Source organism: Xanthomonas sp. F14 (genome assembly GCF_014199865.1).
In genome coordinates, this window is sequence record NZ_JACHOM010000004.1 from 145,753 (window position 1) to 172,484 (window position 26,732).

19 protein-coding genes are annotated in these 26,732 nt (G+C 66.8%); 8 read left to right on the plus strand and 11 right to left on the minus strand.

Annotation, left to right across the window (positions count from 1 at the left end):
* The first annotated feature begins 33 nt into the window (after positions 1-33).
* Positions 34-1,311, plus strand: coding sequence for a DNA topoisomerase IB (locus GGR73_RS14685; RefSeq protein ID WP_179464965.1), 1,278 nt, complete (start codon positions 34-36; stop codon positions 1,309-1,311).
* Positions 1,312-1,512: 201 nt separating this feature from the next.
* Here GGR73_RS14685 and GGR73_RS14690 read toward each other — a convergent pair whose 3' ends face one another.
* The 4 genes from GGR73_RS14690 to GGR73_RS14705 form a co-directional block, all read right to left on the minus strand.
* Positions 1,513-1,857, minus strand: coding sequence for a hypothetical protein (locus GGR73_RS14690; protein ID WP_024940425.1), 345 nt, complete (start codon positions 1,855-1,857; stop codon positions 1,513-1,515).
* Between the two features lie 220 nt (positions 1,858-2,077).
* Positions 2,078-2,299, minus strand: coding sequence for a hypothetical protein (locus tag GGR73_RS14695; RefSeq protein WP_046345213.1), 222 nt, complete (start codon positions 2,297-2,299; stop codon positions 2,078-2,080).
* Positions 2,296-10,956, minus strand: coding sequence for a GH36-type glycosyl hydrolase domain-containing protein (locus GGR73_RS14700; protein WP_456362978.1), 8,661 nt, complete (start codon positions 10,954-10,956; stop codon positions 2,296-2,298). The genes GGR73_RS14695 and GGR73_RS14700 overlap by 4 nt, the downstream gene beginning before the upstream one ends.
* A 133-nt stretch (positions 10,957-11,089) precedes the next feature.
* The gene (locus GGR73_RS14705) at positions 11,090-11,920 is read right to left on the minus strand and encodes a trypsin-like serine protease (protein ID WP_184457586.1); all 831 of its coding nucleotides are present in this window, start codon (positions 11,918-11,920) and stop codon (positions 11,090-11,092) included.
* A 439-nt stretch (positions 11,921-12,359) separates the two neighbouring features.
* Here GGR73_RS14705 and GGR73_RS14710 point away from each other — a divergent pair, with 439 nt between their 5' ends.
* The 3 genes from GGR73_RS14710 to GGR73_RS14720 all read left to right on the plus strand — a co-directional run bounded on the left by GGR73_RS14710 (position 12,360) and on the right by GGR73_RS14720 (position 15,947).
* Positions 12,360-12,758 (plus strand): BlaI/MecI/CopY family transcriptional regulator, encoded by a 399-nt coding sequence (locus tag GGR73_RS14710; protein WP_024940429.1) that lies wholly within the window; start codon positions 12,360-12,362, stop codon positions 12,756-12,758.
* A 2-nt stretch (positions 12,759-12,760) separates the two neighbouring features.
* A complete protein-coding gene (locus GGR73_RS14715; RefSeq protein ID WP_184457588.1) occupies positions 12,761-14,605 on the plus strand; it encodes a M56 family metallopeptidase in 1,845 nt (614 codons plus the stop codon).
* A 211-nt stretch (positions 14,606-14,816) separates the two neighbouring features.
* Positions 14,817-15,947, plus strand: coding sequence for a saccharopine dehydrogenase NADP-binding domain-containing protein (locus GGR73_RS14720; RefSeq protein ID WP_184457590.1), 1,131 nt, complete (start codon positions 14,817-14,819; stop codon positions 15,945-15,947).
* Positions 15,948-15,981: 34 nt separating this feature from the next.
* Here the strand turns inward: GGR73_RS14720 and GGR73_RS14725 are convergent, their stop codons facing one another.
* Both GGR73_RS14725 and GGR73_RS14730 read right to left on the minus strand, forming a co-directional pair.
* Positions 15,982-17,469 carry a ribonuclease H-like domain-containing protein gene (locus GGR73_RS14725; RefSeq protein WP_184457592.1) on the minus strand — a complete coding sequence of 496 codons (1,488 nt, stop codon included), beginning with the start codon at positions 17,467-17,469 and terminating at the stop codon, positions 15,982-15,984.
* The gene (locus GGR73_RS14730) at positions 17,466-19,961 is read right to left on the minus strand and encodes a DEAD/DEAH box helicase (RefSeq protein ID WP_184457595.1); all 2,496 of its coding nucleotides are present in this window, start codon (positions 19,959-19,961) and stop codon (positions 17,466-17,468) included. Before GGR73_RS14730 ends, GGR73_RS14725 begins: the two co-directional genes overlap by 4 nt.
* Before the next feature lie 173 nt (positions 19,962-20,134).
* Here GGR73_RS14730 and trhA point away from each other — a divergent pair, with 173 nt between their 5' ends.
* Positions 20,135-20,797 carry a PAQR family membrane homeostasis protein TrhA gene (trhA, locus tag GGR73_RS14735; RefSeq protein ID WP_184457597.1) on the plus strand — a complete coding sequence of 221 codons (663 nt, stop codon included), beginning with the start codon at positions 20,135-20,137 and terminating at the stop codon, positions 20,795-20,797.
* 66 nt (positions 20,798-20,863) lie between these two features.
* Here trhA and GGR73_RS14740 read toward each other — a convergent pair whose 3' ends face one another.
* The 4 genes from GGR73_RS14740 to GGR73_RS14755 all read right to left on the minus strand — a co-directional run bounded on the left by GGR73_RS14740 (position 20,864) and on the right by GGR73_RS14755 (position 22,866).
* Complete coding sequence (locus GGR73_RS14740) at positions 20,864-21,181, minus strand: type II toxin-antitoxin system RelE/ParE family toxin (protein WP_184457600.1); 318 nt, start codon at positions 21,179-21,181, stop codon at positions 20,864-20,866.
* A complete protein-coding gene (locus GGR73_RS14745; RefSeq protein WP_456362979.1) occupies positions 21,178-21,651 on the minus strand; it encodes a hypothetical protein in 474 nt (157 codons plus the stop codon). The genes GGR73_RS14740 and GGR73_RS14745 overlap by 4 nt, the downstream gene beginning before the upstream one ends.
* 86 nt (positions 21,652-21,737) lie before the next feature.
* Complete coding sequence (locus tag GGR73_RS14750; protein ID WP_016902924.1) at positions 21,738-22,259, minus strand: hypothetical protein; 522 nt, start codon at positions 22,257-22,259, stop codon at positions 21,738-21,740.
* 169 nt (positions 22,260-22,428) lie between these two features.
* Positions 22,429-22,866 (minus strand): winged helix-turn-helix transcriptional regulator, encoded by a 438-nt coding sequence (locus GGR73_RS14755; RefSeq protein ID WP_126966826.1) that lies wholly within the window; start codon positions 22,864-22,866, stop codon positions 22,429-22,431.
* Positions 22,867-23,098: 232 nt separating this feature from the next.
* Between GGR73_RS14755 and GGR73_RS14760 the strand changes: the two genes are divergently transcribed.
* Positions 23,099-23,902, plus strand: coding sequence for an SDR family NAD(P)-dependent oxidoreductase (locus GGR73_RS14760; RefSeq protein WP_184457601.1), 804 nt, complete (start codon positions 23,099-23,101; stop codon positions 23,900-23,902).
* Complete coding sequence (locus GGR73_RS20355; protein WP_456362980.1) at positions 23,865-24,332, plus strand: YciI family protein; 468 nt, start codon at positions 23,865-23,867, stop codon at positions 24,330-24,332. The genes GGR73_RS14760 and GGR73_RS20355 overlap by 38 nt, the downstream gene beginning before the upstream one ends.
* Positions 24,333-24,491: 159 nt before the next feature.
* Here GGR73_RS20355 and GGR73_RS14770 read toward each other — a convergent pair whose 3' ends face one another.
* Entirely contained in the window at positions 24,492-25,562 is a 1,071-nt protein-coding gene (locus GGR73_RS14770) for an ATP-grasp fold amidoligase family protein (RefSeq protein WP_184457951.1), read from the minus strand.
* A gap of 456 nt (positions 25,563-26,018) precedes the next feature.
* On the opposite strand from GGR73_RS14770, the gene GGR73_RS14775 reads away from it, so the two are divergent.
* Complete coding sequence (locus tag GGR73_RS14775) at positions 26,019-26,732, plus strand: hypothetical protein (protein ID WP_456362981.1); 714 nt, start codon at positions 26,019-26,021, stop codon at positions 26,730-26,732.

Genomic DNA, 26,732 nt, shown 5'->3' on the forward strand with positions numbered 1-26,732 from the left:
GCCCAAGCATAAGCAGAAAACCCGCTCGCGGGCATCGCTTGCCCACATGGCGTTGTCGCAGCGTTGACGCGGCCTAGTCCTGACCGGCTCAACAATCGGCGCCTGTCCTTCGATCCGTGCGCAATGAAAGCCAAACGTGTTCTTCGCAATGCCGCCGCCACCGCCAGCGCGGCCGGCAAGCTGGCCACCGTTGCCGCTGGCGCGGTGGCCGCCACCGCCGCGGTGGCGAGCGTGGCCGCGGTTGCACAGGCCAAGGCCACCGCGCGCGCGGCCGGGCTCACCTACGTCAACGATCAGCAGCCCGGCATCAGCCGCCGCAAGGCCGGCAAGAGCTTCAGTTACCGCAGCGCGGATGGACAACGCGTGGCCGATGCCGACACCTTGCAGCGCATCCGCGCGCTGGCGATTCCGCCGGCGTATACCGAGGTGTGGATCTGCGCCAAGCCCAACGGCCATCTGCAGGCCACCGGCCGCGATGCGCGCAGGCGCAAGCAGTACCGCTACCACGCCGATTGGGCGCAGGTGCGCGGCGAAGGCAAGTTCGAACGGGTGATCGCCTTCGGCCAGGCGCTGCCCAAGCTGCGCCGACGGCTGCGCCGCGATCTGGTCTTGCCGGGATTTCCGCGTGAGAAAGTGCTGGCGATCGTGGTGGCGTTGCTGGCCGACACGCTGGTGCGCGTGGGCAACGCCGAATATGCGCGCAGCAACCGGTCCTACGGGCTGACCACGTTGCGCAACCGGCACATGGAATTCCTGCGCGGGGGACGTGCGCGGCTGAAGTTCCGCGGCAAGAGTGGCCAGGATCACGATATCGAGGTGGACGACAAGCAACTGGTCAAACTGATCCGCGAGTGCCAGCAATTGCCGGGGCAATCGCTGTTCCAGTACCGCGATGACGACGGCCAGCTGCAGCCGGTGGACTCGGGCGAGGTCAACGACTACCTGCGCGAGGCGATGGGCGAGGATTTCACCGCCAAGGATTTCCGTACCTGGGGCGGCACGCTGGCGGCATTGCAACGCCTGGCACGGTTGCCGCTGCCCGAGCGCATGAGCGAGCGCGCGCTGACCCAGGTGCAGAACGATGTCATCCGCGAAGTGGCCGATGCGCTGGGCAATACACCCTCGGTGTGTCGCAAGGCGTATATCGACCCGTGCGTGTTCGAAGGCTGGCGCGCCGGTCACTTGCAGGCCATGGCCACCGGCGTGCGCGGCGAGCGCCAATGGGAGGCGGCCACGCTGAAGTTCTTGAGCGCTTCACGTAACAAGCCCAAGGCACGGGCAAGGCCTGCATCAAAACGGAAGTCCGCTTGAAAACGGCGACAAAAACGACTGCGCTGACCCCCAGGCGGGCGCGGCAGGTGCCACAAGGACAGTGCGGTTGCTGCTCGCCGTCCACGCTTACGTGAAGCCGACGCGCTAGATTTTGTCAGCCACTCCAAGTGGAGGACTGGGAGCCGGATAGCAACAGTGCCTTACCGAATCCCGAATCTCCAATCCCGAATCCCAAACGACTCAGCCGCAGTAGATCGCGGTGATGTTGTTGTTCGGGCCGGTCTCGACGGTGAGGTGATCGCCACCGCTTTCGCTGGCGCCCTGGGCCGGGTCGGCCAGCCCGCTGGCAGTGGTGCCACCGGTGGCGCGCTCGCCGCGGCGCACGCTGACCTGCAGGCTGTCGCTGTCCACGCGCGCGCGTTCGATGGTCTGTGCCGCTGCGGCCAAGCCGACTGCGCCGCGCACCTTGTCGATATGGCACTGCCCGGAAATGGCCCCGTCGATGGGCTGCACCTGCACGACCTGGTTGGAGGCACAGGCCGAGAGCAACAACACGGCAGCGAGCGGAGCAAGGGTGCGGATCATCGGAGATCTCCAGCGGAAGAATGGCGCAAGCGTGAAGAAAGCGTTGTTGGCGTGGCATGAAGACTGCCCGCGCACACGCCAGCTGACGCTGTCGGGCGTGGCGCCCCAGTCGGCGCGCGGCCCCGGCAAAACTGGCGCTGCGTACCATCTGCACGTACAGCGCAATGTCACCGAGATCGACCACCAGCGGCCTTGGCGCGTGCGGAGGCTGCCTGCGTGCTTACTGCGTCCGCGTCAGTCCGTGACGGCGCAGCAGCTGCCGCAGGCGGCATTGCACCCGCTGCAGATCGGCTGCAGCCGCCTCATCCAGAATGCCTTTGGCCAAGGCATCGAATTGCGGCCAGAACTGGCTGGGGTCGCGCACCCGCTGCGGCCAGACCGACAACATCTTGCCCAGATCGGAAAGCTGGTGATTGGTGTGGGTGCGTATGCGTGTGCTCATGTCGCGTCTCCCGGCCAGTCCAGGGCGACAGCGTGGACCGCACCGTCGTCGACCAGAGTGAAAGCAAGCTCGGCTTGCGCTATGCCGTCGACTTCCAGCCGTGGCTCGACACCGGGGCGCTGGGTGACGTCGATGACGTAGGTGCTGGTGCCGAAGCGATAGCGCAGCTGGTACTGGGGCCAGCTGGCCGGGATGCACGGCACGAGGTGCAGGCGCTCGCCATGGCGTTGCAGGCCGAGCAGCGATTCGGTCAGCAAGCGGTACATCCAGCCGGCGGCGCCGGTATACCAGCTCCAGCCGCCGCGGCCGGCGTGCGGCGCCACCGCGTAGACATCGGCCGCCAGCACATAGGGTTCGGCCTTGTAGCGCTGCACGCCCGCCGCGTCGCGGGCGTGGTGGATCGGGTTGATCAGGCCGGCCAGTTGCCAGGCCCGCGCGCTGTCGCCCAGATGCGCGAAGGCCATCGTCGCCCACACCGCCGCATGCGTGTACTGGCCGCCGTTTTCGCGCACGCCGGGGACGTAACCGCGGATATAGCCGGGGTCGTGCCCGGTGCGATCGAACGGCGGCACCAGCAGCTTGACGATGCCGGCGTCGGGATCCACCAGCTGCTGGTGCATCGCGTCCATCGCCTGTGCGCTGCGTGCCGGGTCCATCGCACCGGACAGCACCGCCCAACTCTGCGACAGCGAATCGATGCGGCATTCGTCCGAATCGCTCGAACCGAGCGGTGTGCCGTCGTCGAACCAGGCCCGCCGGTACCACCGCCCATCCCAGGCATGCTGTTCCAGCGCGGTGCGCAAGGCCTGCGCATGCGTACGGCAGGTCGCCGCGAATGCCGCATCGTCGTGCTGCACGGCCACCTCTGCGAACCTTAGCAGCGTGTCGTAGAGGAAGAACCCCAGCCACACGCTCTCGCCCTTGCCGTCCTTGCCGACCCGGTTCATGCCGTCGTTCCAGTCGCCGCTCCCGATCAACGGCAGGCCGCGTTCGCCCAGCCGTGCCATGCCGCGTTGCAGGGCGAGCACGCCGTGCGCGTACAGCGACTGCATGTTGGCGGTGATCTGCGGCAGGTCGTAATACGATTCCTCGTCGGGCTTGAGGGCGCGCCCGTCGATAAAGCTCACGCGCTCGTCCAGCACACTGGCGTCGTTGGTGACATCCAGATAGCGGCATAGCGCCTGCGGCAACCACAGAAAATCGTCCGAGCACTGCGTGCGCACGCCGCGGTCCTGTGGCGGGTGCCACCAATGCTGCACATCGCCCTGCACGAACTGATGCGCGGCGCAGCGCAGCAGATGCGCGCGTGCCAGCGCTGGCTGCGCGTGCACCATCGCCATGCTGTCCTGCAACTGGTCCCGGAAGCCGTACGCGCCACCGGACTGGTAGTAGCCGCTGCGTGCCAGGAACCGGCAGGCGATGGTCTGGTAGAGCAGCCAGCCGTTGGCCAGCAGATCCACCGCCGGATCGGGCGTGGTCACCTGCACGGTGCCCAGAATCTGCTGCCAATGCGCGCGCACCGCCAGCAAGGCGGTGTGCGCGGCGGCCACGCCACGGCTCTGGCGGGCCAGTGTCAGTGCGGTGTCGCGATCCACCGCCGCGCCCAGGCGGAATACCGTTTCGAAGCTCTGTTCGGCCGCCAGCGTGACCGGGATCTGGATCGCCGCGCACGGGTCCAGGCCGGCACCCACGCGCCCGGACAGACGTTGCCGGCTGAGTGCGGCGGGCGCGGCCAGGCTGCCATTGCGCCCGATGAATTCGCTGCGGTCGGCAGTGATGCTGCGGCTGGGTGCATCGGCATCGAAGAACGCCACGCGCCCGTCGAACTCGGTGTTGTACGGGTTGCGCGCGGTCAGCACGCTGCTGCCCAGATCCACCTCGCTGACCACGTGCAACTGCGAGCGGGTGCGGATGTCGCCCAGCACCCATTCCACGTACCCGGTGACGCTGAGCCGGCGTGGGCGGCCGGAAAGATTCTTCAACCGCAGATGGCTGAACTTGATCGGGCGCTCCACATCCACGAACACCCACAGCTCGCTGCCGATGCCGTGTTCGATATGGCTGTAGACGCTGTAACCGAAGCCGTGGCGCACCGTGTAGCGACCGCTGCCGCGGCATGGCAGCGCCATCGGCGACCACACCTGGCCGGTGTCTTCGTCGCGCAGGTAGAACGCTTCGCTGGAGGCATCGCCGACCGGGTCGTTGTGCCACGGCGTGAGGCGGAATTCGTGCGCGTTTTCGGCCCAGCTGTAGCCGGGGCTGCTGTCGCTGACCACGCTGCCGAACTGCGCGTTGGCCATCACGTTGCACCACGGCGCCGGTGTGGCGGTGCCTTCGTCCAGGGTGATGCGGTATTCGCGGCCGTCGGCGGCGAAGGCGCCCAGGCCGTTGTCGAACAACACCGGTTCTTCGGCGGCGGCCTGCAGGGTTCGGTCCAGGTAGGCGGCGTGGGTGCTGCTGAGGTAATCGGCGCTGTCCAGTTGCTTGATGGGCTCCAGCAACGGCGGATGCGCACGCGCGCTGGGGTGGCGCTGCAATTGCGCGTCCAGGCTGCCGTTGGCATCGCTGAGGATCGCGCGCGCCACGGTCTGCAGCAGCACGCGGTCTTCCTGCGAGATGTGTTCGATGGCGCGCACGAAGATGCCGCCGGGGCGGTCGAGCACATTGGCCTCGGGGTCTGCGGCGATCAGGCCCAGGATGGCGTCCTGCAGTGATTGCCGATAGCCGGCCTGGCTTTCGTTCCAGATCACCAGATCCGCGCGCAAGCCTTTCAGGCGCCAGTACGCGTGTGCCTGCACCAGCTGGCGCACCAGCTCCAGATTGTCCGGGTCGGCGATGCGCAACAGCACGATCGGCAGATCGCCGGAGATGGCGTGACTCCACAGCGCCGACTGGCCGCGATGGTTGTGCAGCAGCACCTCGCTGTCGGCGCGCAATTGCGGGTCGACGAACAGCACGCGTGCGGCCAGCCGTTCGTAGAGCATCGCGTCTTCCAGCGAGGCGTTGATCTGCCGGCGGATGACCTGGCTCTGGGTCAGCGCCAGGTCGAACACGCGGTCGGCCAGACGGCGGTCGCGGTACTTGTCGATCAACGCGGTGCAGGCCGCGCGCTGGGTGCCGACGCCGTAGACCATGTCCACCTGCGCCTGTTGATCCGGCGCCAGCGAAATGCGGCAGCGGATCGCCACGATCGGATCCAGCACCGAGCCGGCCGCGCCGGACAGGCTGGCCTGATCGCGCAGGGCCAGCGGATTGCGGGTGCTGCGCCCGCGCCCGACAAATGCAGCCCGATCGGTCTCGTAGTAGATCGACGCCACGTCGGCATCGTGCACTGCCACCAAATGCAGCATCCACGGCTGCGCCTCGTCGTGCCCGCGCGGGCGACGCGTGCACAGCAACGCCTGTTTGTCGGCCAGGATCTCGGTCTGCACGAACAGGTTGCTGAAGGCCGGATGCGCCTCGTCGGCCTGTGCCGGTGCCAGCACCACTTCGGCGTAGGTGGTGATTTCGATCACCCGCGTCTGCCGCGAGCGGTTGCGGATACGCAAGCGGCGCAGTTCCACATCGTCTTCGGCGGAAATGGCGATTTCCAGATGGCTATCGTAACGCTGGTGGCTGCCCTTGAACTCGGCCTTGGCATCGGAAAAGATCGCCTCGTACCGCTCCACCGGCACGCAGGTGGGCTGATGCGCGGCCGACCACACCGCGCCGCTGTCCACATCGCGCAGATAGCAGAACGTGCCCCAGTGATCGCGGGTGCCGTCTTCGCGCCAACGCGTCACCGCCATGTCGCGCGCGCGGCTGTAGCCGCCACCGGCCGACGTCAGCATGCCGTGGTAACGCCCGTTGGAGAGCAATTGCAGCGCCGGCTGCTGCAGATTGGGGTCGCGATGGATGCGCAAGGCCATGCCGGCTTCGGTGGCCACCGGGCGCTCGGCGGCGTCGGCCAGGCCTTTGACATACACGCCAGCGCGTGGTGCACGCTCCTGCAACAGCAACAGCGTGGCCTGGAATTGCGGGTCGGCGACAAAGCGCTTCTGCATCGGCGCATCGCGCAACACGTGGTCCAGCGCCAGCAGCGCCATGCCCTGGTGATGCGACATGAACGAGCGCACCAGCGCATGCTGTTCGCCACGCGGCACGCGCGACGGGGTGTAGTCGATCGCCTCGTACAAGCCGAAACGCCCGCCAAATCCCAGCGCCTGCAGTTGCTGCAGATTGCGGCAGGCTGCATCCGGCTCGACCATCAGCGCCATCGCGCTGGCGTAGGGGGCGATCACCAGATCCTGGCCCAGGCCACGCTTGAGCCCCAGGCCGGGCACACCGAACGCGCGGTATTGATAATTGCGCTGCGTATCGACGGTGTTGTAGCCCGATTCGGACACGCCCCACGGCACATCGCGTGCGGTGCCATAGTGGATCTGCGCCTGTACCGCACCGCGCATCGAACGGCTCAGCAGCGTCTGCGGGTAGCTGGGCATGACCAGATCGGGCATCAGGTACTCGAACATCGAGCCGCTCCACGACAGCAGCGTGGGCTCGGCGCCGGTGTCGGTCAGCGTGCGCCCGAGTGCGAACCAGCTCTCCTGCGGCAACTTGCCCTGGGCGATCGCCACGAAGATGCCCAGGCGGGCCTCGGAGGCGAGCAGATCGTAATGGCCGCTATCCAGGCGCTGGTCGTCGACGTTGTAGCCGATCGATAGCAACTGCTGGGCGGGGTTGTAGAGGAAGTCGTAGTCCAGCTGCGCCAGCTGCCCGGCGATATGCGCTAGCCGTTGCAGCTCCTGCACGCGTCCGGCGGCCCAGGTCTGCACGCCGGGTGCGTGGTCGCTGGCGGCGAGTTGCCGCAGCGTGGCGACCGCATCGCCGGGTTGTTCGGTCGCCTGCGCAGCGCTGCCGGCAGGCGCCGCCGTACAGTGGCCCACTTCGGCCAGGGCCGCCTCGCAGCTGTCGATCAAGCGTTGCGGCCACGGCTCGTCATTGTCGCTGTCCGGCATCAGCGCCAGGATCGTGTGGCTCTGCGCCAGCAGCAGGCGCAGCGCTTGGTCGGCCTGGTGCAGGCTCGGCGCGGGCTGGCTGCGGATGCTCTGCAAGCTCTGCGACATTGCGTCCAGCGCATTGGCGGCGTCGTCGCTGCGTGTCTGCGCTCGCGATGCCAGCACGCCCAGGGTGTCGGCCAGCCCATCGAACACCGCCATCGACACCGCCGACGCATCCACCAGTGCCAGCAGGCCTTGCCGCAGCGTCAGCAGATGCCCGACCAGGTTGCCGCTGTCCACGGTGGAGACGTAGCGCGGCAACAACGGCACCAGCGTTTCGGTGTCGTACCAGTTGTAGAAGTGGCCGCGATAACGCGGCAGCGTTTCCAGCGTGGTCAAGGTATCGGCCACGCGGGTCATCACGCCGGCCACCGTCAGGTAGCCCAGATCGTAGGCGGCCAGATTGGCCAGCAGGCCCAGCCCGATATTGGTCGGCGAGGTGCGGTTGGCCACCACCGTGACCGGGTATTCCTGCACGTTGTCCGGTGGCAGCCAGTGGTGCTGCGCAGTGCAATGGCTTTCGAAGAACGCCCAGGTGCGCCGCGACAATCCACCGAGGAAAGCGCATTGTTCCTGCGACAACTGCGCCACCGGTGCGGCGGGTTGTTCGCCCAGCCAGGCCATCAGCCAGGGCGCGGCCATCCATGCCAGCCCCAGCGGCAATGCCGCCCACAGCGCCAACGGCGACCACCATGCCACCGCGGCGATCGCCAATGCCGCGCTGCACGCGGCGCCGGCCATCAGCTGTTGCTCGGCATTGCCGCTGCGCGCACTGCGTTCCACTTCGCTGGATGGCGCCCACTGCAGCAGATGGCGCCGGGTGATCGACATCCGCACCAGCGTGCGGGCGATGGCGGCCAGCTGCATCCCTGCTTCGAACGGCAGGCAGGCCAGCACCACGCCGGTGCGCAGAAGATGCTGACGCAGCCCCACACCGACCTGGCGCGCGTGATGACGCAGCCCCAGGCCCTCGGGCGGATGCGCCAGCGCATACAGCGCCGAACACAGCCCCGGCAGCAGCCATAGCACCAGCAGCCACAGCGTCCAGCGCAATGGCGTGGGTGAGCACAACCAGCCGATCAGCAACAGACTCAGCGCGGCCGGGGCCACCAGGCTGCGGCGCAGGTTGTCCAGCAGCTTGCCGCGCGACAGCCACGACAAGGGATTGCGCGCACGCCGGCCACCCCGGTCGGGCACCCACGGCAGCAACCACGGCAGCAACTGCCAGTCGCCACGCACCCAGCGCGCGCGGCGCTTGGCATCGGTGGCATAGCGTTGCGGGTGGCGCTCATACAGACGCACGTCGCTGAGCAGCCCGGCGCGCACGTAACAGCCTTCCAGCAGGTCATGGCTGAGCACGCGATTATCGGGAAAGCGGCCGGCCAGCACCTGCTCGAAGGTGGCCACGGCATAGATGCCCTTGCCGATGAAGGAGCCTTCGCCGAACAGATCCTGATACACGTCCGACACCACACGCGTGTACGGGTCGATGCCCGGCTCGATGCCGAACATGCGCGCAAACCGCGACTCGCCGCCCTCGCTCATGCCGGTGCCCAGGCCCGGCTGCAGAATGCCGTAACCGGCCTCGACGATCTGCCCGGCCGCATCCATGCGCGGCACATTCAACGGATGCGACATCGCCCCGACCAGCGCGCGTGCCGCATCGCGCGGCAGGTGGGTGTCGCTATCGAGCGTGATCACATAGCGCACCTGCACCAGCGCGGCGACATCGCCTTGCACCTGCAGGAATTCGCTGGCCGCCTGCAGCCGCGCGTCGTCGGCGCAGAGCAGGCGGTTGAGCGCCTCGAGCTTGCCGCGCTTGCGTTCTGCGCCCATCCAGCAGCCTTCGCCCGCGCTCCACTGGCGTGCGCGATGCAGCAGGAAGAAGCGATCGCCGTGCGCATCGGCATAGGCCGCGTTAAGCCGGTCAATATGCTGCGCCGCATGTGCCACCAATGCCATGTCGCCAGGCAACAGCGCTTGCGTGGCATCGAGAAAATCGGTGAGCAGCGCGAAGTACAACTGTGCGTCGCGGTTGGCCAGGTAATGCACCTCCAAGGCGCCGACCAGCTCGTCGATGGCCTCGTGACTGGCGAGCATGCTCGGCATTACCACCAGCGTGCGGCAGTCGGGCGTGATGCCGGCACGCAGGTCCATGCGCGGCAACGGACGTGGGCGCACCCATAGCGTTGCCACCCAGTTGACCAGGGCAATGCCCAGCTCGCTGGCGGCCAGCAGCGCGATGCCGGCGGTGATCCACCACAGCGCCGGCGGCAGTGCGCTCACGCCCTGCAGCAGCACGCCGGTCCACAGCAACGCGATGGCTGCGATCGGCAACAGGTAGAGCGGCAGCGCAACGCGATGCGCGCGCGGGCGAGGGGGGGGCGGCGTATCTGGCGCAGCTGGGTCGCGAAGCGCGGCACGCAGCCGCGGCAATCCCTCATCCACAAGGTAATAGCCCACGTGGCCGGCCACCGGCATCGCGGCATCTGCGTGCGCCGCCAGCTGCAGCACGGCCTCGGCCACGTCCAGCTCGTCGCGGTCCAGGCGCTGCGCCAGCTGTTCCACCACATGCCGGTAGCTATCGCGGGTGTGGAAATCCATGCGTGCGTAGACGTCTGCCGGATCCTTGCGCAAGGTCTGCTCGACCACGCTCATGGCCTCGACGAAATCGCGCCAATCCATGTCATCCAGGAACCGCAGGCTGCCGATGCTGTTGCTGATCGAGACCTGCTCGGCTGCCTGGCGCTGGCTTTCGGCGTGCACCAGCGCTTCCACACTGTGGCCCTCGCTTGCCAGCCATTGCTCCACCCAGGCGCTGGCCATCGACAACACCGGCCCACGGCCCTGGATGCCGCGCGTCAGCTCGGCCACGAATGCACCGGTCGCCGGCGGCTGCGAGCGCGCCAAGTCGGCCACCACCACCACCACATCCTTGGGTTGGGTGGCGGCAGTGGCGTTGAGCAATGCCGCCCACTGCGCCGCCAGGCTACTGTCGCGTCCATCGTGCATGATGTCGTCGGCAACGCGGCGCAGGTTATCGATCAGCGCCAGCCGCAACATGATCGGAATCGCCCACAGCTCGCCGAGCTTGAGCGGCGCCACCTGTTGGTAGGCCGCGATGAAACGGCTCAGCGTGATGACATCCACGCGCCCGTCGCCATGCGCCACCACCTGCAAGCCCAGCTCGTAGACGCGCGGCAGGCCCACCGACGTTGGCGTGCGCAGACGCGGTAATTGCCGGCTATACCCGGGCGGAAGATGCTGACGCGCCAGGCGCATCTGCTCTTCCACCAGATAATAGTTGTCCAATAACCACTCGCCGGCCGGATGCAGGCGCAAGCCATCGGCAGACATTTCGGCCAATCGCGCTGCGGCCGTGCCGAGCGAGCGCTCGTTGAATTTGAGTTGCGACAGCAGCAGCTCGCGGGTTGGCCCGGTATAGAGCACATGCGCCTGTGCCAGGCTGTGCCCCAGCGCCTCCATCTGCTCGTCGCCAAGCAAGGCCACGCCTTCAGGCACGGCATCGCGCACCGACGGATGCTGCAGGGTTGCTGCTGGCTGGGTAATCGACTGCCACCAGAGAGAAAATGCAGAAGCCTTCCGCTGTGGCGGCATCGAGACATGACCTGTGCAGCATATGCGCCGCTAGAGGTTGTGATCATGCGCGCCGGCATGGTGGCGCACGTGAAGGCCGCCCGCTTCATCGCGATGGTTTCTCCCTGGCACGCGCTAGTGGCAGCGGCGCTGGCTAGTTCTCCGCACAGGAGGCTCCATCTGCCGCACACATCACGTCATCGATCCAGGTGACATATCGCGAGATGCGGACGTTATAGACCATTTGCCCATAGAAACCGGCCTCTAGCGCGTGTTCCGGAACTGCCGTGATCCAAGATCCCAGTCCAATGAGTTGCCAGGCGCCCTGACCTTGCACCACGAGCGGGCCGCCGCTGTCACCGCTTCCCAATACACCTTCGAGGGGAAGCCCCTGTGCAGGGGGATCGAATCGATACCAGAGATAGCGGTCGTTCGCTCCAGTAATGGCGTTGTAAGCCCGCCTCAGCGCGCCACGATGTGGAGAGCCGGGAATCTGCCCCTCAATGCCATTGCCGGTTGCCCCCTTTCCTACAAACATGGCGACGTCCGTGACCTCATCGCCACCTCGATAAAGAGCGACCGGTACAACCTGCTCAACAGGTGCATCCAATTCGATCAAAGCAATGTCATCCGAACCTGCCAGAAAGGCATGAATTCTGGACGGATCGCCCGACTTCAACGCTTCTTGGCCCAGTGCGTCGGGCATGCGCTTGTAGCCAGGGTGGACGAAGACCCGAGCAACTTTGTAGGCATTCCCGTTGATGACCACCTCCGCGTCCATGCCGTCCATGGGAGCCGCGTGTGCGGCGGTGAGGACCCACTTCCGCGCGATGAGGACGCCGTGCCCTTCGCCTGGCATGTCCGCCAGAGCTGGAAACGCGGATCGATCGATTCGATAATTTGAGTCGTCAACATCGGCACGAATGACAACGCCGTTCGCCCCGAATGAAAGGGTGAGCAAAGCAACAAACAGCCAGCGTTTCATGTGTCCGCACGTCCTTGTAGGTATTGATCTGAGCCCCATCTGCAATGTGCTTGCAGATCCCGGCGCAACATAGCTGAGCAGGCTCAAGATAGGGCACACAATCTGACGAAACGCGCTGGTGAACGACGAACTCCAGGAAACGATGTCTGAAGCCGGTAGCAGCCTTTGACTCCATCGCCAACCTTGAGATGCATGCATGCGCGGCAGCAAGTTCGAGTCGGCTGTCCGCTGAGGAGCGATAACTGACGCAGCCCTGATGCCCCGGTTGGCTCCGTCAGGTTGGTAAATCTTGCAGTGGGGAACGGTCCGTCGGAGGCGCCAATCTTGGCGAACCTCTTCGTCACGGCTTTCCGTCTGATTCTTCATCTGTACCGTCCCCCTTCCATCCGACCTATTGACTACAGTTGTCGTCACGCTTACGGTAGCGACAACTGTAGTCATGGAGAGCGGCATGCGTGGCAAGACCATCGGGGACCAGGAGCTGGCCCTGCTGCAACACATCGAAGAACAACGGCAGGCCAGTGTCGGCGAAGTGGCGGCCGCGTTCGGTGAGCCGCGCGGGCTGGCGCGCTCGACCGTGCTGACCATGATGGAGCGCCTGCGCGCCAAGGGCTTCCTGCGCCGTGAGCAGGTGGATGGCATGTATCGCTACAGCGCCACCAGCGGGCAGGACGCGGTGGTGCGCTCGGCGGTGGGGCAGTTCGTGGAAAAGACCTTGCAGGGCTCGGTGTCGCCGTTCGTGGCGTGGATGTCGCAGCGCGCCGAGGTCAGCGACAGCGAGCTGGCCGAGCTCGAAGCCCTGGTCGCCAAGCTGCAGTCGCAGCGCAAGGAGGATTGAGCATGTCGCCGATGATCGAAGCCTTGCTTTGGAAACTGGGCGCCACCAGCGTGCAGACCGCCGTGCTGGCGTTGGCGGTGTGGGCGCTGTGCCGCAGCGTGCGGCGGCTGCCGGCCACCACGCAGACCTGGTTGTGGTGGCTGGTGGGAGTGCAGGCCGTGGTCGGCCTGCTGTGGAACGCGCCGCTGCAGTTGCCGGTGTTGCCCGCAGCCACGCCCACGCCTGCCTTGATTGCCGGCGACAGCCTGGCGCCGATGGTGATGGCCAATGCCAGTGCATCCGGCGCCGGCGCGGTCGCCAGTGCGGGCGCGGCTGACGTGCTGCAGGGTGCAAGCGGTCCGTCCTGGGCGCTGTGGCTGGCCGCGTTATGGGTTGCCGGCGTTGCAGTGATGGCGCTCGGCACAGTGCGCGCATACCGACGCAGCCGCGCCCTGGTACGCGCTGCCGCACCGTGTACCGATCGCGCCCTGGTCGCCGCACTGCGCATGGCCGCAGAAGCGCATGGCCTGTCGCAGCCGCCGGAAATACGTCTATCGCAGCAGATCGCCTCGCCGCAGTTGATCGGGCCCTGGCGCCCGGTGTTGCTGCTGCCCGCCGCACGCCTGCCGCACATGGCCGACGACGATCTGGATATGGCGCTGACCCATGAACTGATCCATCTGCGCCGGCGCGATCTGTGGTGGGGCTTGCTGCCGTCGCTGGCCCAGCACCTGTTCTTCTTCCACCCGCTGGTGCATCTGGCCGCGCGCGAATACGCCACTGCCCGCGAGGCCGCCTGCGATGCCGCGGTGGTCGCAGGCCACCGTCATTGCCGCCACGACTATGGCCGGCTGTTGCTGCAACTGGGCGTGGCACCGCGCCCGCACGGCGGCGTGGCCAGCGCCTCGCCGTCCTTCCTCAGCCTCAAACGGAGATTGCTCATGTTGCAGAACCCGACCTCGTTCCCGCGGTTTGGCGCGGCCCTGATCCTGGGCGCGGTGGCCATCACCGGCGTGCTGCCGCTGCGCCTGGTGGCGATGCCCGCGGCGCCGGCTGTTGCTGCCGCATCAGCGGCAGCAACAGCCAAGCCAGCTGCCGGCGTGTCCAGCACCGTGGCACCGGCCACTGCCGCCGCTGCAGCCGCACCGGCAACTGCGGCAGCGAACGCCGCACCGGCAAACGCCGCCGCACCGGCTGCAGCGGCGTCATCCACCAGCCAGACCTTCACCACCACCTCCACGCACGGCCAGATCAACCTGTCGCATGACCCCGACCGCGATGCCTACGTGCTGCTGCAGGGCAACGACAGCGTCATGAATGGCTCGGTGGACGATCTCAAGCATGTGCGTCGCCTGGCCGGCAAGGATGGTCAGCTGATGTGGTTCCGCAAGGATGGCAAGCAGTACGTCGTGCGCGATCCCGACACCTTCAAGCGCTTGAATGCGGTGTATGCGCCAGTCACCAAACTGGGCCAGGCGCAGGGCGCGCTGGGCGAGCGCCAGGGCAAGCTCGGCGAACAGCAGGGCGAGTTGGGTGCGCAGATGGCCGAGCTGGGTGCACGTGCTGCCGACGCGGCCGCAAAGCACGTCAATGCATCCTTGCTCGACACTGATGCACTGACACAACAGGCCGCCGAGCGTGCGGCACGGGAAGCAGAACGCGCAGTACGCCAGGCCGAACAGGCCATGCAGCGCAGCGGCGCCGACCAGCGGATGCAGGCGCTGGCCAGGCAGCAGGCGGCGCTCGCCACCGAGCAGGCAGACCTGTCTAGCCAGCAGGCCGCCGCCAGCGTGCGCGCCGACAAGGAAGCCCAGCGCATCATGCGCGAGGCGATCGCACAGGGGCTGGCCACACAGATCGAGGGCTGATCGCCGCAGGCCGCTGCTCGCCGGGACTGTGCAGCACGCGCAGACGGCGAGCAGCTGGCGCCCTCTCGGCCGGAGGCAGTGACGGGCGTCAAACCGGCTCGGCGCCGCACGCGCCGTGCAGGCACGCGCGGCAGGCGACACACAGCGCTGGTGACTCGGTGACGCCGCGACTCGCCGATACTGCGCAACAGGCGCAGACGGCGAGCAGACAATGACGTACCGGGTGGTGGTGTTGGGGGGCTTCGGGCATTTCGGCGCGCGCATCGTGCGGGCGCTGGCGGCAACGGCGCAACTGCAGGTGATCGCGGCCGGGCGGCATCCCGGCGATGTGGCGGCCAGGTGGCCGGATGTCGCGCCTGGTCGCATTGCATGCTGTCGCCTGGATATCGACGCAAGCGATTTTGCCGCGCAACTGGCGGCCACTGCCGCCGATGCGGTGGTGCACACCGCAGGCCCGTTCCAGGGCCAGGATTACGCCGTGGCGCACACCTGCCTGCAGGCCGGCATGCACTACATCGACCTGGCCGACGGCCGCGCGTTCGTCCGCGATTTCCCCGCGGCAGTGGATGCAGCGGCAAGGCAAGCGCAGCGTGTGGCCATCAGCGGCGCCAGCACCTTGCCCGCGCTGTCGAGTGCGGTCATCGATGCCTTGCTGCCGCGTTTTTCAGCGTTGCATGACATCCGCATGGTCATCGCACCCGCGCAAGGCACACCGCTTGGCCTGGCGACCGTGCGTGCGGTGTTGTCGTACTGCGGCACGCCGTTCGCATGGCTGCATGAGGGCCGCTGGCAAACGGTGGTGGGCTGGGCCAGACCCACGCAGGTGGAGTTCGCGCAGCTCGCGCCGCGGCTTGCGTCGCCCTGCGATGTGCCCGATCACGATCTGCTGCCACAGCGCTATCCAGGCGTGCAGAGCGTGCAGTTTCGCGCCGCGTTGGAGGTGCCGTTCCTGCAGCGCTGCCTGGCCGGTGTCGCCTGGCTGCGTCAGCACGGCGTGCCATTGCCGATGGCGCGCCTGGCCGAGGTGTTTGCACGTGCGGCACGCTGGTTTGACCGCTTCGGCACCGACCTCGGTGGCATGCGCGTGGAGCTGCGAGGCATGAGCCATCCCCAGGCTGGCGATCCCCGGCCGCTGCGACTGCAGTGGGACCTCACCGCTGCAATGCTGCACGGCCCGGAGATTCCCTGCTTCGCCGCCATCCTGCTGGTGCGCAAGCTTGCCGCAGGGCAGGCGTTACCGATCGGCGCGCATGCCTGCATGGGCTTGTTGACCCTGGCCGAATTCGAGCAGGAGTTTGCGGCGTGGCAGATGGTGACCGAGCTGTTGGAAGTGCCTGTGTGAGTGCGCTGGCGCCACGGCCGATGACGGCCTGTTGTCAGGGCGTCTCCAGCATCGGAATCACGTCACGGTCCTGCGCTTCCACCGCCACCAGGCGCTGCATCAGCAGCGACAAGGTCACCACGTCCTGGTGATTGTGCTCGGCCACGCGGCGCAGGTTGCGCGCGCTGCCGCCGCGCAGGTAGCTCAGCCAGGCGGCCGGCGCTTCGGAGCCGGGCAGGTCGTCTTCGCGCACCACGCGCAGCAGCTGCCGTTCGATGGTGGCCAGCTTGCAGTTCTCCCAGGTGCCGCGATAGCGGCGCCGGGTGGGGAACAGCAGGTCCACATGGTCCAGTGCAGAGATCGGGTCGCCGCGGCGCGCCAGGCGGTAGCGCGTCTTCAACAACGGCGCGTCGTAGCAGCGGCCGTTGTAGCTGGACAGCACCGTCTGCGGCGACAGCCAGCTGCGGAACAGATCCAGCATCGCGCTTTCGGCCGCCATCGTGGACATCATCAACTGGCGCACGCGCAGCCCGCTGCCCTGCGTAGCGTCGGTGTACCAATCGGCCACGCCGATCATGAAGGCGCGCGTGCCGGTGCCGCCGGCCAGGCCGGTGGTTTCGGTATCGAAGAACAGCAGGTCCATCGGGTCCACCGCGTCCTCGCGCTTGGCGAACGCCAGCGACAGCGCCTGGCGCGGGATCGCCTGCGGCAGGAACGCTTCGATCAGGTGCAGGCCGGGCGCGATCTCGTTGCCGGGCAGATGCCGGTCGGTGGACGCCGCGCGTACCGGCGCGTGCATCGAGACCGCGCGCTCGCGCAGGCCGATCATCTTGCGCAGGCCGGCGATATCGGTGCGTCGCTGCGGTGCCGGCAGTGATGTGGGCGCAGCCGGTGTCGCGCGCACAGCCGGCAAGCGCGCTGCCGCATCGGCCGCTGCACCTGCCGGCTTGTGGCGCACATCGTGGTCCACCCAGGCAAACGCCGAGCTATCGCGCGCAGGCGCTGCAGCAACCGGTGCCTGCAGGGCGCGGCGCGTCATGGCCGGTGCACCGGCCGCCTCTGCGCTGCCGGGCTGCGCGCTTCGTACAGCCGCATCGCGCGGCAAAGCGCGTGACCCAGACGCAGCAGCACCCGGCGCAGGCTGGCGTTGCGCGCGCGTGGGCATCACCGCATCGTCCTTGCGCGCCGTGGGTGTCAGCCCGCCGACCTGGCGGCGCAGCAGGCGCAAGCGTTCTGCGCTCACCCCAGGATCGCTGCCAGGCACCGGCGCTGCCGGCGCACGCATCGGCTGCGCCGCCGCAGGCATGTCACCTGCGGCACGCGTGTGCGCATCGCCCGGCACTGCATCCGCACCGACTGCATCACCCGAGGTGCGCGCCACCGCTGCCGCGCGCAGTGGGTGGGCATCGGCCTGCGCATCGGCCGCAGCGGAAACATCCGCACCATCCACTGCAGCGCCATCTGCAAGCGCCGCCGGCGCCGGCACATCGGCGTGTCCGGCCTGACGCCGCAACAAGCGCAACCGGTCCGCACTCACGCTCATGCAAGCACGTCCAGCGCCAGGTCGTCGTCCACCTGGGTGGCATGCGGCAACGGCGCATCCGCATCGAACAACAGCGCCAGCACCGTCAAGGCCAACGACTTGGGCGACTCGCCCTTGCCTTCCTCATGCGCGGCCAGCACCGGGCCCACGCAGGCCGGGCAGCCGGCGCTGCAGTCGCAACGCCGCACCAGCTCGTCGGCGCGCTGCAGCAGCTCGGCCTGGCGCAGCCACAGCGGCTCGCTCAGGCCCACCCCGCCGGGGAAGTTGTCGTACAGATACACCGTGGGCACGAAGGCCTGCTGCAATTCCACCGCGCCTTCTTCGCCTTCGTCCACGCCACGCAGCTGGCCGCGCCCGGTCTGGTCGGCCACCGCAAACCACGCGCCGTCGCCATTGCCCACCGCTTTTTGCAGGTCGCGCGCATCGGCCATCACCGCCACCGTGGCCACCACGTGCAGCGCATAGGCCGCACCCAGGAACCCATCCAGCGCATCCTGCTTGGAGGCGAACGCCTTGCCCAACGTGGCCTGCGGCAACTGCCACCACACCGCGGTGGTGTGCAGTTCCTGGTCGGGCAGATTGACCGGACCGTAGCCGATGTTCTCGTGCGTGTAATAGCGGATCTTCTTGTAGCCGGACACGCGCCGCACCACATGCACCTCGCCGTGATGCGAGTCGCCGCGCCCGGCCACGCCGCCGTCGAAGCGGTCCAGCACCTTCAGCTTGGTGTAGTCGATGCTGTCGGTGTAGTAGTCCACATGGGTGCGCGTGACATAGGCCTTGCGGCCTTCCCAGTCCAGCCGCTCCACTTGGTATGGCGTGCTCTGCACCATGTGGATGGCGCCTTCGTACAAGGTCAGCGCCGCGGCCGAATAATCCACCTCGGCAATGATCTGCTGCTTGCCGTCGCTCTTGTCCACCACCACGAAGTTGCCGTCGGCCACCGAGCGCAGGCTCACCGCATTGGCCGGGTAGCTGTCGGCGATCCACTCCCAGCGGTCGCCTTCCTGGTGGATCACGTCGCTCTCGGCCAGCGCTTCCAGGAACACCAGCGGGTCGATCGGCCCGAACGGCTCGCTGGCAATGAACGGCAGCTCGAACGCGGCGCAGCGGATGTGGTCGAACAGGATCAGCGGCTGGTCCGGCGCAATGCGCGCATGTTCGGGCGAGGCATCGGCAAAGAAATCCGGATGCCGCACCACGTATTGATCCAGCGGTTGCGAGCTGGCCACCAGCACGCCCAGCGCCGGTTGCTGGCGGCGCCCGGCGCGGCCGAAGCGCTGCCAGGTCGCCGCCACGCTGCCGGGGTAGCCGTTGAGGATCACCACATCCAGCGCGCCGATATCCACACCCAGCTCCAGCGCCGAGGTGGACACGATGCCGTCGATATTGCCGGCGCGCATCGCGCGCTCCACCTCGCGCCGCTCGGTGGGCAGGTAGCCGCCGCGGTACGCGCGGATGCGTGGCGGCTTGCGCGGGTCGTGGTCGAAGATGTCCTTCAGGTATTTGGTCAGCACCTCCACCATCAGGCGCGTCTGCGCGAACACCAGCGTCTTCAGGCCGCTCTTGATCGCAATGCGCGCAATGCGGTTGCTCTGCGAGCGTGCCGATGCGCGCAGCCCCAGATCGGCGTTGACCACCGGCGGGTTCCACAGCAGCACGTGCTTGTCGCCGGTGGGCGCGCCGGATTCGGTGATCGCATGCACCTGTTCTTCGATCAGGGCCTGCGCGTGCGCGTGCGGGTTGCCGATGGTGGCCGAGCACAGGATGAACTGCGGGTTGGCGCCATAGAACGCGCAGATACGCTTGAGCCGGCGCAACACGTTGGTGACGTGGCTGCCGAACACGCCGCGGTAGGTGTGGATCTCGTCGATCACCACATAGCGCAGGTTCTCGAAGAACTGCGCCCACTTGGTGTGATGCGGCAGGATCGCCTGGTGCAGCATGTCCGGGTTGCTCACCACGATGTCGCCATGCAGGCGGATCGCCTGGCGCGCATCGCCGGGCGTATCGCCGTCGAAGGTGAAGGCCTTCACTCCCAGCTCGCCGGCGCGGTTCAACTCCAGCAGCTCGGCCACCTGGTCCTGCGCCAGCGCCTTGGTCGGGAACAGGTACAGTGCCTTGGCCCCGGAGCGCATCGCCGCGCTCACCACCGGCAACGTGTAGCACAGCGATTTGCCCGACGCGGTGGGCGTCACGATCGCCACATGGTCGCCGCGTTGGGTGGCCGCCCAGGCATCGGCCTGGTGGCTGTAGAGCTGGCTGATGCCACGCGCGCGCAAGGCGTCGGCCAGCGCGGCCGGCACGTCGGCGGGAATCGGCGCATAACGGCCGTCGCGTCCGGGCAGGGTAAAGCTGCCGGTGATGCGGTCGTGGTAGCGCCGTTCCAGGCGTTCGGTGAGCAGTGCGCCATCGCGGCTGGGCCGGCCATCGGTGGTGGCCAGCGCGCGTTCGGCGGTTTCGGTGCGGGGAGCGAGGGCAAACGGAGGCATACGGCGGCTCCCAAAGAGGGGCATGAGACAGGGGAGGTGTCTCAGGGTATGAGACCAGCGCCGAACCGGCGAGCCTGTGTCACTGAGCGGATTCAGCAAGCCGGGTATTCTGTTGCCCCCACCGCGTCACCGTTGCCTTGCACGCTGTGGCTCCCCCATCTCGAAGAACTGCCGTGCCCGTTTCCCCCAGCCTCACCGCGCCGCACTACAAGACCCGTTCCGCCCGCCGTGCCGATGTGATCGTGCATGCCGCCGGCCTGTTCCTGGCCATCGTCGGCGGCGCCTGGATGGTCTGGCGCGCGCATGCCAACCAGACCATGCTGCTGGCCACCTGCGTCTACGCGATGGGGCTGCTGGTGATGTTCGGCTGCTCGGCGGCGTACAACTTCGCCCCGCCGCAACGCCAGCCGATGCTGCGCAAGTTCGACCACGCCGGCATCTTCGTGATGATTGCCGGCTCCTACACCCCGTTCCTGCTGGTCGCCCTCGACGGCACCTGGCGCTGGGCGATGATCCTGGGCGTGTGGAGCGTGGCCTTGTTCGGCGTGTTCGCCAAGCTGTTCCTGCCCGGCATCGCCAAGGGCTTCTGGGTGGTGATCTACCTGTTGCTGGGCTGGGCCGGCATCGTGGTGATCAAGCCGCTGCTCGCCGGCCTGGACAGCACCGTGCTGTGGCTGATCGCCGCCGGCGGCGCGTTCTACACCGTGGGTGTCACCTTCTACGTGCGCAAGTCGCTGGTCTACAACCGCGCCATCTGGCACGCCCACGTGCTTGGCGGCGCGCTCTCGCACTGGTGCGCAATCTGGTTGTGCCTGCAGCCGTTGGGTGGGATGTAGCGCGCTGTCGATGTCGTCGAGCAGTCGCGTATGCCCATCGCTCGGTAGCATCGACGCGTCATGGATCTATTGATCGCCTGACTGCGTCGGCTTCCAATCAGAGCGCGCAGATACGAGGGCAAGGATCAGCACATCGTCGCCGTCGCGTGTGTAGATCAGGAGATATCTGCCGTCCTGGCAGGTGTACAAACGCGTTCCCGGCAATGGCCCAGAGTGATAGGTGGCGGCACCATCCAGCGCGTCGCCCTCGGTTTCGATCCGCTCGTCCTGTTCACATGCGGCGAAATAAATCTGCGGGTCGGAGATTTCGATCGCGCGCGCCAATGCTGAAGCGAGCAACGCGGTGCGCGCATCCAGCGCGCTCTGCTTCCAGGCCACGCTCACGCACGCGTGCCCTTTGCAGCCAGGGCTGCCTCAAGCGCCGCACGGTGTTGCGTCTTGAGCGTCTCCATCTGCTGCTTCGACTGCGCGCTGGAGAGTGCGGGGCGGGGGTCGGCCAGGGCATGCTCGGTCTGGGTGCGTAGCGACACCGCATAGCGTGCATCCAACTCCTTGACCTTCATCGCCTCGGAGCGGTCAGGCCGGCGCTTCGCATTGCCGCCCTCGGCGTCCCACTGCGCAGCGTCCACGTGAAGCACGTCCAATGGCATGCCCATCTCGCGCAAGACCTTTAACGCACTTTCGAAGCTGCCAAACCGGCGCGGCGCATTCGCCTTGGTGGCCAGCACACGGGTCTGGTCATGGGTCTGCAATTGCACGGTCCAGGCACCGGCTTCCCCGATGACCGACGCGTGCCTGACCGCACTGGCGTCGACCAGAGCACGTGCGGTCGCCAGCTTGACCAGATTCGTCATGGCGTTATCCAGTTAACCATTAGGTGGTAGCCACTTTATCATTGATCTGGCGCGCCAGCTAACGGTTGTCAGTCAGGCTCACACCCTCACAGCTTGGTCTTCATCACCGCCTCGAACGCCGCATCCGGCGCGATGCTGTCGGAGAGCACGACCACCGAATGCAACGTGCCCTTTGCCTGCACGTTGTATTCAAAGCCCACCGGCTTGCCGCCGCGGCTGAACACCTCGATCTCGCTGTACTCGCCGAGCCGGCCTTCATAACTCTCGCGCTCCAGCCCGTGCTCTTTGGCAAAGGTGCCGGCGGCGCTGCGTGCACCCTCCCACACCGCGTCCTCGTAGCTCATCGGCTGCAGCAGGCTGATCATGTGGGTGGCGCAGGCGTTGGTGCTGGTCACGCCATAGCCATCGACCTCGCCCAGCAACGGGATCTTGCGGACATCGCGTTTGGGTGTGGCGGTGACGGTGCAGCCAAGCTGCTGCAGCTCGGCAAGGGTGAAGTGCTCGGACTCCGGGCGCGGCGCGCTGGGGGTGGCCGTGCCACCGTTGCAGGCAGACAGCAGACCTAGACAGGCGAGCGGCAGGAAGCGGCGTAGGGAAACGTGCGACAACGGTGACGTCCTTGTAGGGAATGGAAGAGCGGCGCGGCTGTCCTAGACATCGGTGCGCAACATGACGCCAACGCGTCACGCAGTCGCCCAGGTCGAGGCAGCCAGGGCGCGGGAGGGTAGCGCGCCAGGCGTCAACGCATGCTGAGAGCCATCAACCACGCCGCCGCGCTCATTCCGGCATCACCATGCGAATCGCGCGTGTGCCGATCTCTGCACCGGTGACTGCATCGATGGCAACCGGCTGCAGCTCGGTGCCGGTTTCCGCATCCAGAAAACGCAGCAGCTTGCCCTCGCCACGGTGTTTGCTGCCCCACGCGCCAATCATGAACAGCACCGGCAGGTAATCGCGCCCTGCCTGGGTCAGCACGTACTCCTCGCGCGGCGGGCGGGTGGAGTACAGGCGCTTTTCCAGCAGCCGCTCCTCGGTCAGCGTCGCCAGCCGCTTGGTCAGCATGGTCGGGGCAATCCCCAGGCTCTGCCGGAACTGATCGAAGCGGGTCAGCCCGGAATTGGCGTCACGCAGGATCAGCATCGTCCACGCATCGCCCAGGAAGGTCAGGCTGCGCGCGATCGGGCACAGGCTGTCCGACGCATTTTTTGAGTTCATATCATTTCCGTATTGACTCACTATCAAATCGATACTAGCATGCGGCGCATGGGCAGTCCAACCACGCGTTTCAGGCAAGTGATGGCGCCCAGGCCGCGGCGGCAACCGCGGCGGCAGTCCGCATCAACGCACACCGCAATGCAGGTCAGCGTCAGGCACCGCGCAGCTGCACGCCGATGGCTGGCGATGTTTCTCCACCTTCCCTAAACCGCATTCCTTCAGAGACACCACGATGAAAAAGACAGTGCTGATCACCGGCGCATCCTCAGGGTTTGGCCTGTTGCTGGCCACCAACCTGCACAAGCAGGGCTTCAACGTCATCGGCACCAGCCGCGAGCCGGAAAAGCACCAGGCCAAGCTGCCGTTCAAGCTGCTGCGCCTGGATATCGACGATGACGCCTCGATCCAGTCGTTTGCCACAACGCTGTTTCAATCGGTCGACCGCCTGGATGTGCTGGTCAACAATGCCGGCTACATGGTCACCGGTATCGCCGAAGAAACCGCCATCAACGTGGGCCGCCAGCAGTTCGAAACCAACTTCTGGGGCACGGTCAAAACCACCAATGCGCTGCTGCCGTATTTCCGCAAGCAACGGAGCGGGCAGATCATCACCGTCAGCTCCATCGTGGCGCTGATCGGGCCGCCGAACCTGTCGTATTACGCGGCCTCCAAACATGCGGTGCAGGGGTACTTCAAATCGCTGCGGTTCGAACTTGCCCAGTTCAATATCAAGGTCAACATGGTGGAGCCGGTCTGGTTCAAGACCAATCTGGGCCACAACGCAGTGCCTGCCGCCGGCAACCCCATTGCCGACTACAACGCTTACCGCACGCAGGCCAACGCGTCGACCCAGAAGGGAATCGACACCGCAGAAGCACCGGATGCCGTGGTGGACACCATCCAGAAGCTGATCCAGGCCAAGGACCCCAAGTTCAGCAACCCGGTCGGAAAGATGACCGGCATGATCCTGTTCCTGCAGAGTTACCTGCCAAAGATGTTTGAAGGCGCGATTTTCAAAAGCATCAAAACAGCCTGAGTGCTGTGCGTTACATACAGCGCCGATCCAGCTGCTGATTCAATCAAGTAAACCGCGCAAAACCCCGTGTTATCACCCGATCAACGGCTTTGCTAAAGCCGTGACGCATCCCCTTTGCCACGAGTACACGAGAATGAAAGCGTATTTCTGCAAATTCATCCCGCCGCGCGCGGACTTTCTGGCCACCATGTCGGATCAGGAAAAAGCCCTGATGCAGCAGCATGCCGCGTTTCTCGACCAGCGCCTGGCCGAGGGAATCCTGCTGGCGCATGGCCCGGTCATCGATGAAACCGGCGGCTTTGGTCTGTCTCTGTATCAGATTGCCGACGACCAGGACATTGCCGCCATCACCGCACAGGACCCGATCATCAAACACGGCGCCGGCCAGTATGCGCATTACCCCATGCTGCATCTGAAGGCGCGCGGATAAACGCCGCGCTGCAGGCGGCACGCGTGGATCGTCATCGCAGCCGCGCGTTGCGGTGACGGGAGCGCGCCGCGCATGCAGCAAGCCATGGCGGCCGCAGGCGTGCTGCGCTCAGGCCACGCTGTCAGTTGCCTGCCGCCCGGACGGGCCGGGCAAGCGCTCTCACCGCACCGGCACCCGCACGCTGGCGCCCAAACCCTGGGTGGGAAACGCCGCCTCCACCGGCGCACGCCGCTGCACCCACATGTCGCCCATCATCCGGTCCAGCCCGCGGTCCAGGCCGGTGACCAGCCCCGCACCCGGGGTAAAGGTCAGCTCGCCGAAATAGACCTGCCCATGCTGGATATACCAATCCACCCGCACGTAATCGAAGTCGCTTGCCAGCTGCTTGCTCAACTCCAGCGCCTGTTCCAGCAGCGCCGGCGCGCAGGGCGGTGCGCGCCCGTCGTCGCGGATGCGGTGAAAGGCCTCGTGCAGGTTGCCCACAAAGAAGGTCATGCCCAACTTCGGCGTGTCGAAGCGCCCGTAGATCACCTGCAGCACGTACTGAAAACTGCCGTCCACCTGCCGGAACATGTGGAACTTGTAGTCCACCGGCACCTGCTGCGCATCGCCGATGTACTGCTCCACCAAAATGCGCGGCGGAATATCGCGGTAATGGATCTCGCGCACCTTGTCGGAGAAGTCGGTGCGCAGCCATTGGCCGCAGCGCTCGATGATGCGGCGCTTCTGCTGCGCATCGGGCTCATCGCGCACCACCTCTACCATCGCCGCGCCATGGTTGGCCTTGATCACGGTCTGCCGCCACTGCGGCAGGCGCAGCAGCTCCTGCGGGTCGGTGCTGTCCAGCAGCAGCGGGATCAGGTGCGCCTCGCCGATCCTGGCCGCCACATACGGGCGCACCGCAAACTTGTCCGCCAGCCGCCGGTACAGCGGGTAATCGCCGTGCACGCACTTGCGGTAGAGGATCTTCTCGTTGAAGCACTTGGGCGCGTACAGATCCGGCAGCCGGCCGAAGGTGTGCAGGTAGTACAGCCGGTCCTGGTGCCGCCAGGGCAGGGTGCGCAGCAGGCCGCGCGCACCCTTGCGCAGCAGGCGCTTGAGGCCGGCCACGTCGGTGCCCGTGGGCGTGGCGCGGCCGTCGCCCGGAGACGTCGTCAACGCCGGCAGTAGCGCAGCCCACGGCTGACCTGCCCCACCGTGCGCGCCCAGCGGCTGCGCCTGCAGCCCCATCCCGTTGTCGGCCATCGCCAGATCCCTCGTCCGTAGTGAAGTGAGACTTGCATCACATTTGAGTGTGATGTGTGTCACGGTATACGGAAAGACGCAGACCAGGGTTGCGAATCGTCTCAAGCGACCCGATTGCGCAAAGATCGCGTCGCTTTGGGCATAAAGGCCGGCGCCCGGGCCCGCGCTAGCGCCCGCTTTTGTGCGCCGCGCAAACCTGCGCAGGCCAGGGCCTGCGACCGGCCGCCTGGCGCGTGCGGCACCAGCAACCGGCACAACGCCGCGCCGGGTGCGCCCGCCCGGGCTGCGGGGCAGGCGCGCAATGGCGCACGCATGCGCCGCCACCTGGGCGGCAGTGCGTGGGAGCAACTGCCGGCGCGGCCGGCAAGGGGAGGCAGTCGCATCGCAGGCCGGCATCGCGCAACATCACGCACCGGCACTGCAGCCCGCAACGGATGGCCCATGCACGTCACCAAACTCCTGTCCATGGCAGCGCTGTGCCTTGCGCTTGCAGCCTGCGCAGACAAAGACCAAGCCGCGCAAACCGATAAGGCGCCCACATCGGCGCAGGCAGCAGCCAGCCCCGCCACCGCAGATGGCAACGCCACCGCACTGCCGCCCGCCCAGGCGGCCAACAGCCATCCGCCTTCGGTCAGCCAGCAGGCAAGGCGCTATCTCTGCCCGCGGGGCCCCAATGCCTGCCCGGCCGGCGGACCGTTGATCGCCAATTCCGATGCAGAGGCGCAGTGGCTGCTGCGCCACGGCTACCCGACGGAACACGAACTGGCCCGCTTGGAAACCCTGACGCTGGACCAGCTCAAGGCCGAGTCGCAGGCAGGCAACCAGCCCGCAACGGTGATCTACGGCAAAAAGACCGCACTGGCGGGCCGTTTTTATCAGGGCATCGGCATCCTGCGGCGGGCCGCGGTGGCGGGGAACCTGTATGCGTACTACGGGTTGTCGGACGTGTACGTCAGCGACACCGCAAACAAGAACCTGGTCGACAGCCTGGCCTACCTGCGCCTGGCCTACCTGTTGGGAGATGCAAAAGCCTCGGCCGTCATCGCATCGCGTGGCCTGAGCAGTGTTGAAAACGTCGTTGCCGACGAGCGCGCCGCGTCACTGCACAAGACGTTTTCCAAGGACCAGCGCCCCTCGCCACGGCCGCTGGAATAA